Genomic DNA, 13,390 nt, shown 5'->3' with positions numbered 1-13,390 from the left:
GCACGGCATGGCCGCGGCACCATCCCTCTCTTCTTCGACTGGAGTGCCTTGTCATGGCTTCCTTGCTCTATCGGCTCGGCCGGTTGTCCTTCCGGCAGCGCCGCTATGTCGCTCTCCTGTGGGTGGCGATCCTGGCGGCGTGCTCCTTCGCCGCTCTCAGTGCCCCGGCCGCCGAAGAGGACGGGTTCTCCATGCCGGGCACCGAGTCTCAGAAGGCGTTCGACCTGCTCGACGAGCGCTTCCCCGGTGACAATGCGGAGGGCGCGGACGCACGCGTCGTCTTCGCCGCGCCTGACGGGCAGAAAGTGACCGCCCGCGAGAACCGGGCGGCTGTCGAGAAGGTAGTCGACACCATCGCGCGCGGCTCCCAGGTGAAGGACACTTCGAGTCCCTTCACACCCGAATCCGTCAGCAAGGACGCGACCACCGCGTTCGCGACCGTCACCTACACCGTCTCCAGCGACGCCCTGAGCGAGACCACGTCCGCCGCGCTCATGGACGCCGTCGATGACGGCCGCGCAGCGGGGCTGACCGTGGAAGTCGGAGGCTCGGCCGTCGACGGCGGCCCTGAACTCGGCGGCGTCACCGAACTGATCGGCATCGCGGTCGCCGCGCTCGTGCTGTTCATCACCTTCCGCGCGATGGTCGCCGCCGGACTTCCTCTGGTCACCGCCCTCATCGGCCTCGGCGCCGGAGTCTGCGCCATCGTCGCGGCGGGCATGTCCACCACGACGATCACCCTGGCCCTGATGCTGGGCCTGGCCGTGGGCATCGACTACGCCCTGTTCATCGTCTCCCGCTACCGCGCCGAGCGGACCGCGGGGCACGCGCCGCAGGAGGCCGCCGGCCGGGCGGTGGGCACCGCCGGATCCGCAGTCGTCTTCGCCGGCGCCACCGTCGTCATCGCACTGGCCGGGCTGTCCGTGGCGGGCGTGCCGATGCTGACGGACATGGGGCTCGCCGCCGCCGGAACCGTCGTCATCGCCGTGCTCGTCGCCCTGACGCTGCTGCCCGCACTGCTCGGCTTCTTCCCCCAGGCCGTCCTGCCGCGCGCCCAGCGCCGCAGCACCACCACCGCCGTACGCGCGAAGGAGCCCGCGGGCAGCCGGTGGGCTCGTTTCGTCATCCGCCGGCCTGTGGCGACGCTGCTGCTGTCCGTGGCGGGCCTCGGCGTCGTCGCCCTCCCGGCGCTGGATCTCCAGCTCAGCCTGCCCGGTGACGAGGCGCAGCCCACTTCGACCACTCAGCGCCGTGCCTACGACGCGCTCGCCGACGGCTTCGGCCCCGGCTTCAACGGGCCCCTGACCATCGTCGTCGACGCCAAGGGCGCCGACGACGCGAAGGCCGTCGCCGCCCAGGCCCGCACGGCCCTGACCGGCACTGAAGGCGTCGTGGACGTCTCACCGGCCACCTTCAACAAGGCCGGCGACACCGCGACCATCGCCGCTGTGCCCAGCACCGGCCCGAGCGCCGAAGCGACGAAGGACCTCGTCAAGACGATCCGCTCCGAGGCCGCCGACCTCAAGACGACCTCTGGCGCCGCCATGCTGGTGACCGGTCAGACCGCGATGAACATCGACGTCTCGAACAAGGTCACCGCCGCCCTCATCCCCTACCTCGCCGTGGTGGTGGGACTCGCAGTTCTGCTCCTGATGATCGTCTTCCGTTCGATCCTCGTTCCGCTCAAGGCAGCCCTCGGCTTCCTGCTCTCGGTCGCCGCCGCCTTCGGCGTGATCGTCGCGGTCTTCCAGTGGGGCTGGCTCGCCGACCTGCTCGGCGTCGCCCAGACCGGACCGGTGATGAGCATGATGCCGATCTTCCTGATCGGCGTGGTCTTCGGCCTGGCCATGGACTACGAGGTCTTCCTCGTGACCCGCATCCGCGAAGCCCACGTCCACGGCGAAGCGCCCGCACAGGCCATCGTCACCGGCTTCCGGCACAGCGCCCGCGTCGTCGTGGCCGCCGCCGTCATCATGATCGCCGTCTTCGCCGGATTCATCGGCATGACCGACTCCATGATCAAGATGCTCGGTCTGGGGCTGGCCGCCGCCGTCCTCTTCGACGCGTTCGTCGTACGCATGACCATCGTCCCGGCCGCCCTCGCGCTCCTGGGGCAGACAGCGTGGCGGCTGCCCAAGTGGCTGGACCGGCTGCTGCCCGACCTGGACATCGAAGGCGAGAAACTCGCTCGCACCCTCGCGGCCGAGCACCCCGCCCCGGTGGCGCCCTCGTCACGGGATGAATCGGTGAACGCCTGACCCACCGCCGCCCCGGGGCGCCCGCCAACCCGCGGGCCTCCGGGGCGTCCTCGCATGCGCGAGGGCCCGCCCGCCCCGCATCGTCCACAGCCGACGACCGCCGAGCACACCCGTGAAGACCGAGCACACCCGTGAAGGAGGACGCGTGATCGCCGACATCCGGCCGTGGGCCCGCCGTCACCCCAGAGCTTTCGACGCCGCGACGGCGGCCGCCCTGTGCGCCCTCGCGGTGCTCTCCACCACCATGGCGCAGCCGCCCCGCATCGTGCGCTGGCCGCCGCCTGCCGTCGCCTGCGTTGCCGTCCTGGCCTGCGCGGCGCTGCTGCCGCACCGCAACCGCCCGCGCCTGACCGTGATCACCACGACCGCGTGCACCGCCGTCCTCGGCGCCATGGCCCCCTCCTTCGGCTACGAGTTCGGCTCCAACCTCACCGGCCCCGTGATGGCGGCGCTCGCATCACTGGCCTGGCGAACCGACAGCCGCACCGCCGCCCGCTACACCGCCACCGCCGCCCTGGCCCTGCTCGCCGCCTCCGCCCTGTGGCCGCCGGGCAACCCGCAGCTGAGGCCCGAGCAGGTGGGACTGGCCGCCTTCACCCTCGTCCCCCCGGCCGTGGCCGACTCCCTGCGCAGCCGCCGCGACTACGTCACCGCGGTGGAAGCACGCGCGGAGATGGCCGAACACACCCGCGAGGAAGAGGCCCGCCGGCGCGTCGGCGCCGAACGGATCCGCATCGCCCGCGAATTGCACGACGTCGTGGCCCACCACATCACGCTCGCCCATGCCCAGGCCGCCACCGCCGACTACCTGCTGGCCGGCCGGCCCGACAAGGCACAGCAGGTCATGCACAACCTCACCGCCACCCTCAACTCGGCACTGGGCGAACTGAGAGCGACCGTGGGCCTGCTGCGTGAACGCGACGAGCCCCACGGCCCTCCGGCCGAGCCCGCCCCCGGTCTGACGCGACTACCGGAACTGATCGCCTCGTTCGGCCAGGTCGGCCTCACCGTCACCCTCACCCAGGACGGCGCCGCGGGGCCGTTGTCACCCGGCGTCGACCTCACCGCGTACCGCATCACGCAAGAGGCACTCACCAACGTCTCGAAACACGCGCTGACCACCACGGCCGCCGTCCACCTTCACTACACCGACAGCCTGCTGACCCTGACGGTCACCGACGACGGCCCGCCCGTACAGATCCGCGACACCGCCGGATACGGCCTCATCGGCATGCGCGAGCGGGCCCACGCAGTCGGCGGACACCTGCACGCCCACCCCCGCGACGACACCGGGTTCGAGGTGACGGCCGAGCTTCCCACCCTCGCGTACTCGCCGCCCGGCCGCCCGGCCGCCCACGACAAGGACACCCCGTGACCATCCGCGTGCTCCTCGCCGACGACCAGGCACTCCTCACCGCGACCTTCCAGGTCCTCATCGACGCCACCGACGACCTCGAAGTCGTCGCCACGGCAGCCGACGGCGACCAGGCCGTACGACTGGCCCGCTCCACCGCACCGGACGTCGTGGTCATGGACATCCGCATGCCACATCAGGACGGCCTCTCCGCCGCCGCGCAGATCACCGCCGATCCCCAGCTCCACGGCAGCCGCGTCCTCATCCTGACCACCTTCGAAACCGACGACTACATCACCCGGGCCCTGCGCGCGGGCGTCAGCGGCTTCCTCGGCAAAGGCGTCCAACCCGCCGAGTTCCTCGCCGCCATCCGCACCGTCGCGGCCGGCGACATGGTGCTCTCCCCGCTGGCCACCCACGCCGTCGTCACCCGCTACCTCGCCGCCTCCGGTCCCGACCGCCCCCAGGCCACTCCACGCGAGATGGACCAGCTCACCCCCCGCGAGCAGGAAGTCCTGCTCTGCGCGGCAGAAGGGCTCACCAACGACGAGATCGCCGAGCGCCTGTGCGTCAGCCCGATGACCGTCCGCACCTTCGTCCAGCGCATCATGCACAAGCTCGGTGCCCACCACCGAGCCCAGCTCGTGGCCCTCGCCTACCGGACCGGCTTCGCCCGCATGCCGCAGCCGCCCCCCGCACGTCCCCGCAGCGGGCACGGTCCCTGACGTACACAGCGACCGCGACGGCCGAACAGCTGTCGTGCTTGAGGCTGCTACGGCCGTGTGAACACCGTGTGGCAGGGCCCCGGTGGCGCCCCCGCGCCGTTGACGAGGCCGAAAGTCCGGTGCTCAACTGTTCGCATGTTCCCCTCACTGCCGCTGGTCTCACGCGGCCACATCGACTTCTGTCGGGTGTGGTCGGCCGCGTGTCCCTCTTCCTGACCCGGCAGTCGGCCGTCTGAGCGGCCCTTCTCGTCCCGTCTCCGCGCGCTCTTCCGCCCCACCGCGTTTCCGCCACCGCACCGTGCCCGGTCGTTCCCCACACGGCCGCGGCCGCTCATCCGCGTACGAAAGGCCCTGTCATGCCCGTGGAGTTCCTCGGCATCGCCGCGACCAACGACGGCTCGGAGACGACGCCGCGCTCCGGTGTCTCCTTCGACAAGGAGTACACCCTGCGGCTCGCCCGGGCGCACGAGGACCACGGCTGGGACCGGGTCCTGTTCGCGTACGGATCCGGCTCGCCGATACCCGCGGCCGCTGCCGGGTATCTGGCGGCGAAGGTCGGCTCGCTGCAGATCCTGCTCGCGCACCGGCCCAACGTGTCGTACCCGACGTACGCCGCACGGACATTCGCGACGCTCGACCAGATCAGCGACGGGCGGCTCACCGTCCACTTCATCACCGGCGGCAGCGACCACGAGCAGCGTCGCGAGGGTGACACGCTCACCAAGGACGAGCGCTACGCCCGCACCCGCGAGTACATCGAGATCGTCAAGAAGGTCTGGACGCGGCGGGAGGCCTTCGACCACGAGGGCGAGCACTACCGGTTCAACGACTTCGTCAGCGACGTGTTCCCCGTTCAGGAGCCGCACCCCGGCGTCTCGTTCGGCGGCTCGTCTCCCGCCGCGTACGCGGCGGGCGGAGCCGAAGCGGACGTCTACTGCCTGTGGGGCGAGCCGCTGGCGCAGACCGCGGAGCAGATCGAGGAGGTCGGCCGGGCCGCCCGCGCCGCGGGACGCGCGGACCTGCCGCGGATCCAGGTCGCGTTCCGGCCCATCATCGCGCCGACGGAGGAGCTGGCCTGGGAGAAGGCGCACCGCACGGTCGGCGCGATCCGCGAGCGCCGCGCGGGCGGGCAGTCCTTCACTCGCCGCCGCTCCGCCGAATCCCCCGAGAACACCGGCTCCCAGCGCCTCATCGCCATCGCCGAGCAGGGCGAGCGCTTCGATCGCGCCCTGTGGACGCCGACCGCCGCGGCCACCGGCGGCGCGGGCAACTCCAACGCCCTGGTCGGCACCCCGGAGACCGTCGCGCAGGCGCTGCTCGACTACTACGACCTGGGCGTGGACATCCTGTCCGCCCGCGGCTACGACCTGCTCGACGACGCGATCGACTTCGGCCGGTACGTCATCCCGATCGTCCGCGAGGAGGTCGCGAAGCGCGACCGGGAGCGGGCCGAGCGCGGGCCGCACACGCTGGAGCGCACGCTCAGCGGTCTGGCGGTGGCCGGATGACGTCGGTCGCCGAGCCCGCGCACCCGGGCCTGACGGTGGTGCGCGCCGCCGTGGGCGATCCGCTGGTGCGGCCGATGCTGCGCGAGCTGGGCGACGAGTACGCCGCCCGCTACGGCAAGGACGCGCACGCCGAGCTGCTGCGTTACCCGGCGGGGGAGTTCGCGCCGCCCCACGGCGCGCTCCTGCTGCTCGTGGCCGGCGGCGAGGCGGTGGCCGGGGGTGCCTTCCGGCGCCACGAGGCCCCGGGCACCGCCGAGTTCAAGCGCATCTGGACGCACTCCGCGTACCGCAGGCAAGGTCTGGCGCGGCGGGTCGTGGCGGAGCTGGAGCGCGAGGCAGCGGCGCGCGGCTACCGGCGCGCCTACCTCACCACCGGGCCACGCCAGCCCGAGGCCCGCGAGCTGTATCTGGCCACCGGGTACACGCCCCTCTTCGACACCGGGGCCGATCCGGAGTCCATCGGGCCGCTGCCGTTCGAGAAGCAACTGGGGCGGCCATGAGTGTCGAGGTCGAGCCGGGTGCCGGACGGGAGCCAGGAGCCGCACCGGCTCCGGACGCCGGGCAGAAGCCGGGTGCCGGGGCCCGGCCGCGTACCGACGAACCGCCCGCCCCTTCGGCCGCCTGGTACGTCGTCCTGACCACGCTGCTCTCCGTCGCCCAGTACTACGTGGAGCGGCGCTTCGCGCGCGGCGCCGACCGCACTCCCCCGCCCACACCCCTGCAACGCGCCCGCGCGTTCGCCCACGCCCTCACGCCCCTTAAGCAACGCGCGACTCTCACATCCCTCCAGCCCCACCGGGAGAACCGATGAGCACGAACCCCGTGATGGTGGACATCCGCGGCGTCCACAAGAACTTCGGCACCCACGAGGTGCTGCGCGGCATCGACCTGAAGGTGCGCGCCGGTGAGGTCACGGTGGTCATCGGCCCGTCCGGCTCCGGCAAGTCCACGCTCCTGCGCGCCATCAACCACCTGGAGAAGCTGAACCGCGGCTCGGTCAGCATCGACGGGGAACTGGTCGGCTACCGGCGGCGCGGCGACAAGCTGTACGAGCTCACAGAGCGGGAGGTCCTGCGCCAGCGCACCCGCATCGGCTTCGTCTTCCAGAACTTCAACCTGTTCCCGCACCTCACGGTCCTGGAGAACATCACCGAGGCCCCCGTCTCCGCGCTGCGCAGGCCGCGCGCCGAGGCCAAGGAGCGGGCCGAGGCGCTGCTCGCCCGGGTGGGGCTCGCGGACAAGGCGGACGCCTTTCCGCGGCAGCTGTCCGGCGGCCAGCAGCAGCGGGTCGCCATCGCCCGCGCGCTCGCCCTCGAACCCCGGGTCCTTCTCTTCGACGAGCCGACGTCCGCTCTCGATCCGGAGCTGGTCGGGGAGGTCCTCGACGTCATCAAGGACGTCGCCCGGGCCGGCACCACGATGATCGTCGTCACGCACGAGATCGGGTTCGCCCGCGAGGTCGCCGACACGGTGGTCTTCATGGACGACGGGGTGATCGTCGAACAGGGCCCGCCCGGCGACGTCCTGGACCACCCGCGCCACGAACGCACTCAGGCGTTCCTGTCCAAGGTCCTGTAGGGCCTGTGGGTGCTGTGGGTGCTGTGGGTCCTGTAGGCCCCGGAAGTCCCCGAGGTCCTGACGAGGCTGTGCCCGCCTCGGAGGTGAACCCCGCGGGGGCTGCCGAGGAGTTCATGAACCGTCGAACCTGTGGACCAACCCGTTGCGGAGTTGGGGGTGACGGGTCCTGAGGTGATCGCTGATCCGCACGGCGAACACCCCAGCGGGATCGGCCAGCAACTGCAAGAGGACGGACATGGTCTCGTCCGGTCCGAGCCGAGGCAGGTCCCGGTCCAGCAGCGCCTTCAGGATGGGCACGAGACGCCGGGTCACCGCGTCCGACGAGGCCAGTACGGGCAGAGCCGCACCGATCCTGCCGTACAGCTCCACGATCTCCTCGACGGTCAGCTCCGACTCACCCGTCAGCCACAGCCGGAGCACATCGTGCGCGGTGGAGGTCGCGAGCCGGGTCCTGTCGCCGCTGAACGTGGTCACCAGCGGCCCCAGCGACTCGAACAGCGGCCGCAGGGCCTGGAGCACGACACCGTCGTTCGTCCCCGCGGAGACATCCATCTTGTGCCAGATCTCGTTCCAGTACGTGCGGTGCCAGACGGTGTGCCCCTCCTCCCACGGCGCCCGGTACAGCCAGTAGGCGTCCACCTGGTCCGGCGCTTCCAACTCACCGCGTTGGACGGCCACTTCGATGTCACGCTCCCGCCCCTGCCGGGTGCGCCGCAGCCGCAGCGAGACCGCGAGGTCGGTCCACTCCGCCTCGTTGAGGGCGGACCGCCACAACAGCGCGTGCCGGTGCCACGAGCTGCCCGCGTCGCCCCCGGACGGAAACAGCGCGCCGGCCGTGGTGCCTCCGGTCAGCAGCAGGGCGAGCACGACCAGATTGGCGCTGTATATGCCGTGCCGTGAAGCGACCCGGATGCGTCGCGGGAGATACGTGGGGTACGGCTGCTCGGCACGCAGCTCCCGCTCCCCCATGGCCCGTACGACCAGGGGGCCGAGAGCCGCCCGCTCCGCGTCCGGGAGCCGTTCGACGCGGGCACGGGCGAACCGCAGCATCTGCCGGGAGAAGAGCGGCGCGAAGGAGAGCAGGGCGAACATCAGGTCGTCGTTGAGCGGCTCACGGCCCGTCGAGAGGACGGGGCGGTGGTCGAGCAGGCCGGACACGAGCCGTACGGCGAGGCGGACCGCCAGGTACTCCCCGAACGTCGCGTGCAGGAACTCGTACGTGGACAGGGTCCGGCCGTCCCTGATCGACTGCGCGCGCTGCACGAAGAAGAAGCGCCCGAAGGCTGCCTCGGCCTGCCCGAGCGGCGCGCGGAGCCCGGAGGGCTGGGTCGGGGCCCGGCCGACGAGCGCGGCCAGGTCCTCGTCGAGCTCGGCCGTCGACACCCACTGGCGCCTCCGGTTCAGGATCGCGAAGGCCACCAGGGACAGCTGTTCCAGCTCCTCCTCGACGCGCCGTTCCACCTCGTCGTCGGAGATTCGGCTGTCCTTGGTCACCTCGCGGCGGGCGAAGGAGCCGAGCAGCGCCTCGTAGAGGTCGGCCTCGTCCAGGGGGCGGTCGTCCTCGCCGCGCAGGTCGTTCCCGGCGGCCTGGTAGAGGGCGAGCATGGTGAGGAGCAGCGGCTGTCCGGCGAGGGCGCGGTGCGGGGCGACGGCGTCCCAGGTGAGCGGTGGCAGGCCCATGGCCTGGAAGTTCATGGCGTTGGTGAGGTTCCACTGCTCGATCCAGAGCTGGATGTGCGCCTGCTGGAAGGGTTCGAGACGCAGGGCGACGGTGCCCTGCGGATAGCGCGCCCGGTCGGCGACCGCGGTGCGGCTCGTGACCACGGCGAGGACCGGGCGCCCCTGCTCGGCCTCGCGTTCCTGGAACCGGGCCACGCGCACCAGGAAGTCGTTCTGGTGCACCCCGGTGGTCTGCAGGAGTTCGTCGAAGCCGTCGAGCAGGACGACCGGCACCGCCGTGCCCGCCGAGCGCACCAGGTCGGGCCAGGTGGCCCGCTCCCCGGTGGCCTCGCGGATCGCCTGCTCGATCTGGTCCTGGACCTCGTCGTCCGCGCGCACGTCGCGCAGCGCGACCCGGACCGGCAGGAATCCCGCCGCGGGCAGCCGGGCCGCGAGGATCCGCATGAGCACGGACTTGCCCGCGCCGGGCTGGCCGAGCACGAGCAGCGGGGCGGTCGTCAGGCCCTCCGACGTGAGCGCCCCGGCCAGGTACTCGGTGAGGTCCTGCCGGACCGGGGCGCGCGCCCACCACTCCTCGTCGGCCGGGCTGCCCTGTCCGTCGACGGCCCGCACCCGGAAGTCCGGGTCGAGGTAGGCCTGGGCCAAGGTCGGCACCAGGATTCCCTCGGGGGCCTCCTGGGCGTCGAGGATCCGCTGTCCGAGGGCGGACTGGTGTGCCCGGGCGAGGGCGCCCGCGACGTCCACAGGCCGATGGCGTAGGTCGGCGCTCTCGGCGAGTGCCTGCTCCAGGCCGACGAGGGCTCTGCGCAGTTCGGCGCGAGTGGCCTGGTGCTCCATCTGACCGGACCAGAAGCCGAACTCCGGTGCTTCGAGTGCGAGCCGCGCGTACAGCGACTCATAGATCCGCACGGCGATCCCCGGCACCGCGACGTGCAGGGTGCGGGCGGCCTCTTCGCGGTCGGCCTCGTCGAGGCCTTCCCACACGGCAAGCCCACGCAGGAAGTCCGCCATCCGCATCGCCAAGTGCTCGTACCAGGCGTGGAGTTCGCCGACGTGCCGCTCGTAGGGCAGGTGCGGCGCGGGGCGGGGCGCGTCGACCTGCGCCGCGTCCTGCGTGAAGCCGTCGCCCGAGGGGAAGCGGCCACCGGCCAACAGCATCTGCTCACGACGGGTGAGCGCCACCTCGTCCAGGGAGAAGGGCAGTTCGACGTTCTCCAAGGCGTCGAAGAAGGCGAGCACGACGATCACCGTGTGGGCCGCCTCCAGGACGGCGGCGCGCTCCACCCTGCCGTCGGCGTTCCCGAGGCGCTCTCCGAGACCGCGCCAGGCGTCGCGCCCGAGGCCGAGCACGCGCCCCCGGGCGTCGAACATGCCGAGGACGCCGCCGCTGAGGCCGCCGGTCGCCAGATTCAGCGCGCCGCCAAGGGCGCGGTCGAGAGCCGCCACAGCGGGCGGATCCCCGCCCAGAAGCTTCAGCGCATCCCCGAACGACAGCAACCTGCGCGGCGTCAAGCAGTCCCCCCGAGTGTGTGGTGCGCGGTCTTCGGGATCAGCCTGACACGAATGGAGCAGCCAGGACCCCGGTTCCCGGTGGATCAGTGGGGCGGCCAGGGCCCCGTTCCCATGGATCGGCGGAGTCTGCGCCCCCGGGCGGAGCGACCGAGCGAGCCCTCTTGTTGCCGGTCGGGGCATCTGCTTGACTCCGGCCCGCCGGAGCGCCACCTCACGGGCGGAGGAACCCGATGGACATCACCCGCAGACGTCTGCTCTCCGCGCTGTCGGCGGCAGGGCTGCTCGCCGTGGTTCCGGTGGGTCCGGTGAGCGCGGCCGCCGCTGCCGAGGGGGCGGCCCGGCTCCGCGCCAACACCGTCGCGGTGTTCGCCGGGACGACGGAGTCCAACGCACGGCCAGAGACCGCCGCGAAGCTCGCCGCCGTCGACAGGGTGGCGCGGACGAACCTAAAGGCGATGGACGACGCGAGCACGGGCGAGCTGTTCGCCGGTCTGGCCCTCGGCACGGACGACGCGAACCTGCATACCGCCTACCGGTGGCTGTACGAGATCGCCCTCGCGACCCGTGTCCACGGCGGCGGCCTCTATGGGGACACGGCCGCGCGGCGGCGCGTCGTCGACGGCCTGGTGTGGCTCCACGAGCGGTACTACGGCGATCAGTCGAAGGGCTACTACGGAAACTGGTTCAACTGGGAGATCGGCATCTCCCAGCAGGTCAGCAAGACCCTGGTCCTGCTGTACGACGAGGTGCTCGCCCAGCGCCCGGATCTCGTGCGCACCTATGTCGCCTCCATGGACGCCTATCTGCGCAACGGCAAGGACGGCGACGTGAACCTCGACTCGCGCTTCCACACCGGCGCGAACCTCGCGGACATCACCACCAACCGCGTCCTGCAAGGGGCGCTCCTCGACGACACCGCCCGCATCCGCAAGGCCCTCACCGACCAGCTGACGGTGTTCGCCACCATCGACCCGTACCAGCTCAACCACGGTGTCACAGACGGCTATTACGCCGACGGCTCCTTCATCCAGCACGCCTCCGTCGCGTACACCGGCTCCTACGGCAAGGGGCTGCTTACGCGGGTCGTGCAGACGCTGAAGATTCTCGACGGCACGGGCTTCGCGCACGGCGAGGAGCTGGTGCCGGTGGTGCACGGGTGGGTGCGGAACGGGTTCGCGCCGCTGATCTTCGAGGGCTGGATGATGGAGATCGTCAAGGGGCGCGCGGTGTCGCGGACCGACTCCGGCTACACGGACGTCGCCGTCGTCGTCGAGGCCGCCGTCGACCTGTCCTCGCTCGCCGAGGGCGCCATGGCCAGGGCCCTGAAGGGCTATGTCAAGCACATCCGCGAGACGTCCCGCGCCACGCTCGACCCCGCCCGCTTCGTCTCACCGGTCAGCGTCGTCCGGTACGCCGACATCCTCGCCGACGCCTCCGTCCCCGCGGCCGACCTCAATCCGGCCGCGCGCAGCGTCGCCTTCAACGCGATGGACAAGACCGTGCACCGCAGACCGGGCTACGCCTTCGCGCTGTCCCGCAGCTCGGCGCGGATCAGCAAGTACGAGTACATGAACGGCGAGAACCTCATGCCCTGGTTCCAGGGCGAGGGCGCGCACTACCTCTATCTGTCGGGGCAGGACCAGACCCGGGCGTACGGCGTGGACTACTTCACCACGGTGTCGCCGTACGCCCTCGCGGGCGTCACCGCCCCGGCCGAACAGCGGCGCACGGTACCGGAGTTGTACGGCAAGCCCTACTACGACAACCCCGGCCACCCATTGAACTTCACGTCCTCGTCGGAGTCGCAGAACAAGTACGTCTACTTCCCGCGTGGCACCCACGCGCACTCCGGCGGCGCGGTCCTCGGGGCGTACGGCGCGGCCGGGATGGTGCAGTCCAGCGATGTCGCCTTCCAGGACCGGGAGGTGCTGCCGGACGACTTCGTGGTGCACCGCAACGCGGCCGCCACCAAGTCGTGGTTCCTGTTCGACGACGAGATCGTCGTCCTCGCGGCGGGGGTCGGGGATCCGGCCGGGCGCGCGGTGACGACGGCCGTCGACGCGCGGATCGCGGCGCCGGACGACGCGGTGACCCTCACCGGGGTACGCGACGACGGGCGGCCCTGGTCCGGCCCGGGCACGGCGGAGCTGCGCTGGCTGCGGTACGCCAACGCCACGCAGGGCACCGCCGTCGGCTATCTCTTCCTCGACGCGCCGCCGGTGCGGGTCGCCCTGGACCGGGTGACGCGCAGCCGCCGCGTCGTGCGCACCGCGAACCCGGACACGGCGGTGACCCGGCAGGTCCTCGGCGTGTCGGTGGACCAGGCGGCCGGGGCGCGCCCGGTCCGCCTGGCCTACGCGCTGGTGCCGCACGCGGACGCGTCCAGGATGCGGTCGTACGCGAAGGGGCCGCTGCGTGTCCTCGCCAACTCCCGTCGCGTACAGGCCGTTGCGCACCGCGGGCTCGGCCTCACAGCCCTCAACTCCTTCGCCCCGGGCCGTCACGAGGTCGAAGCGGTGCGCGTCGACGGCCCGTCGTCCCTCCTCGTCCGCCGCTCCCCGGACTCCGCCCTCACGTCCGTCGCCGTGTCCGACCCGACCATGCGGCGGGACACGGTCAGCGTGCTGCTGCGGGGGCGACGGCTGCGGCCGGTGACGGCGGACGAGGGGGTCCGGGTGCGGTCGGTGTCCGGGGGCACCCGGATCGACGTCACCACGCACCACGCGTACGGGCGGAGTTTCACGGTGACGTTGCGCGGGCCGCACTAAGGCGTTT

General features: G+C 71.9%; 9 protein-coding genes. 8 read left to right on the top strand and 1 reads right to left on the bottom strand.

The annotated features are described in order from the left end of the window. Positions 1 to 53: 53 nt before the first annotated feature. The 7 genes from OO63_RS01830 (at position 54) to OO63_RS01800 (ending at position 7,423) form a co-directional block, all read left to right on the top strand. The gene (locus OO63_RS01830; RefSeq protein ID WP_030361699.1) at positions 54 to 2,258 is read left to right on the top strand and encodes an MMPL family transporter; all 2,205 of its coding nucleotides are present in this window, start codon (positions 54 to 56) and stop codon (positions 2,256 to 2,258) included. A gap of 145 nt (positions 2,259 to 2,403) precedes the next feature. After that, on the top strand, positions 2,404 to 3,633 hold the full coding sequence (locus tag OO63_RS01825) for a sensor histidine kinase (RefSeq protein WP_051810437.1): 1,230 nt from the start codon (positions 2,404 to 2,406) through the stop codon (positions 3,631 to 3,633). Continuing rightward, complete coding sequence (locus tag OO63_RS01820; protein ID WP_030361701.1) at positions 3,630 to 4,337, top strand: response regulator; 708 nt, start codon at positions 3,630 to 3,632, stop codon at positions 4,335 to 4,337. Before OO63_RS01825 ends, OO63_RS01820 begins: the two co-directional genes overlap by 4 nt. A 356-nt stretch (positions 4,338 to 4,693) precedes the next feature. Further along, positions 4,694 to 5,845: an LLM class flavin-dependent oxidoreductase gene (locus tag OO63_RS01815; protein WP_030361702.1), complete on the top strand. Its 1,152-nt coding sequence runs from the start codon at positions 4,694 to 4,696 to the stop codon at positions 5,843 to 5,845. Continuing rightward, positions 5,842 to 6,345, top strand: coding sequence for a GNAT family N-acetyltransferase (locus OO63_RS01810; RefSeq protein ID WP_030361703.1), 504 nt, complete (start codon positions 5,842 to 5,844; stop codon positions 6,343 to 6,345). The genes OO63_RS01815 and OO63_RS01810 overlap by 4 nt, the downstream gene beginning before the upstream one ends. Continuing rightward, positions 6,342 to 6,656, top strand: a complete 315-nt coding sequence (locus OO63_RS46520) for a hypothetical protein (RefSeq protein ID WP_030361704.1) — start codon at positions 6,342 to 6,344, stop codon at positions 6,654 to 6,656. Before OO63_RS01810 ends, OO63_RS46520 begins: the two co-directional genes overlap by 4 nt. After that, on the top strand, positions 6,653 to 7,423 hold the full coding sequence (locus OO63_RS01800; protein WP_030361705.1) for an amino acid ABC transporter ATP-binding protein: 771 nt from the start codon (positions 6,653 to 6,655) through the stop codon (positions 7,421 to 7,423). The genes OO63_RS46520 and OO63_RS01800 overlap by 4 nt, the downstream gene beginning before the upstream one ends. Positions 7,424 to 7,534: 111 nt before the next feature. On the opposite strand, the gene OO63_RS01795 is transcribed toward OO63_RS01800, so the two are convergent. Beyond that, complete coding sequence (locus OO63_RS01795; RefSeq protein WP_051810436.1) at positions 7,535 to 10,549, bottom strand: NACHT domain-containing protein; 3,015 nt, start codon at positions 10,547 to 10,549, stop codon at positions 7,535 to 7,537. A 296-nt stretch (positions 10,550 to 10,845) separates the two neighbouring features. Here OO63_RS01795 and OO63_RS01790 point away from each other — a divergent pair, with 296 nt between their 5' ends. After that, on the top strand, positions 10,846 to 13,383 hold the full coding sequence (locus OO63_RS01790) for a polysaccharide lyase family 8 super-sandwich domain-containing protein (protein WP_030361707.1): 2,538 nt from the start codon (positions 10,846 to 10,848) through the stop codon (positions 13,381 to 13,383). Positions 13,384 to 13,390 lie beyond the last annotated feature (7 nt).

Origin of the sequence: Streptomyces alboflavus (assembly GCF_000716675.1) — a bacterium.
GTDB lineage: Bacteria > Actinomycetota > Actinomycetes > Streptomycetales > Streptomycetaceae > Streptomyces > Streptomyces alboflavus.
This window is presented reverse-complemented; position numbering and strand designations above follow the sequence as displayed.

Bases quoted from the DNA above. Each gene is read 5' to 3' on its own strand.
- OO63_RS01815 (WP_030361702.1), top strand. From the start codon at position 4,694: ATGCCCGTGGAGTTCCTCGGCATCGCCGCGACCAACGACGGCTCGGAG.
- OO63_RS01790 (WP_030361707.1), top strand. From the start codon at position 10,846: ATGGACATCACCCGCAGACGTCTGCTCTCCGCGCTGTCGGCGGCAGGG.
- OO63_RS01810 (WP_030361703.1), top strand. From the start codon at position 5,842: ATGACGTCGGTCGCCGAGCCCGCGCACCCGGGCCTGACGGTGGTGCGC.
- OO63_RS01800 (WP_030361705.1), top strand. From the start codon at position 6,653: ATGAGCACGAACCCCGTGATGGTGGACATCCGCGGCGTCCACAAGAAC.
- OO63_RS01830 (WP_030361699.1), top strand. From the start codon at position 54: ATGGCTTCCTTGCTCTATCGGCTCGGCCGGTTGTCCTTCCGGCAGCGC.
- OO63_RS46520 (WP_030361704.1), top strand. From the start codon at position 6,342: ATGAGTGTCGAGGTCGAGCCGGGTGCCGGACGGGAGCCAGGAGCCGCA.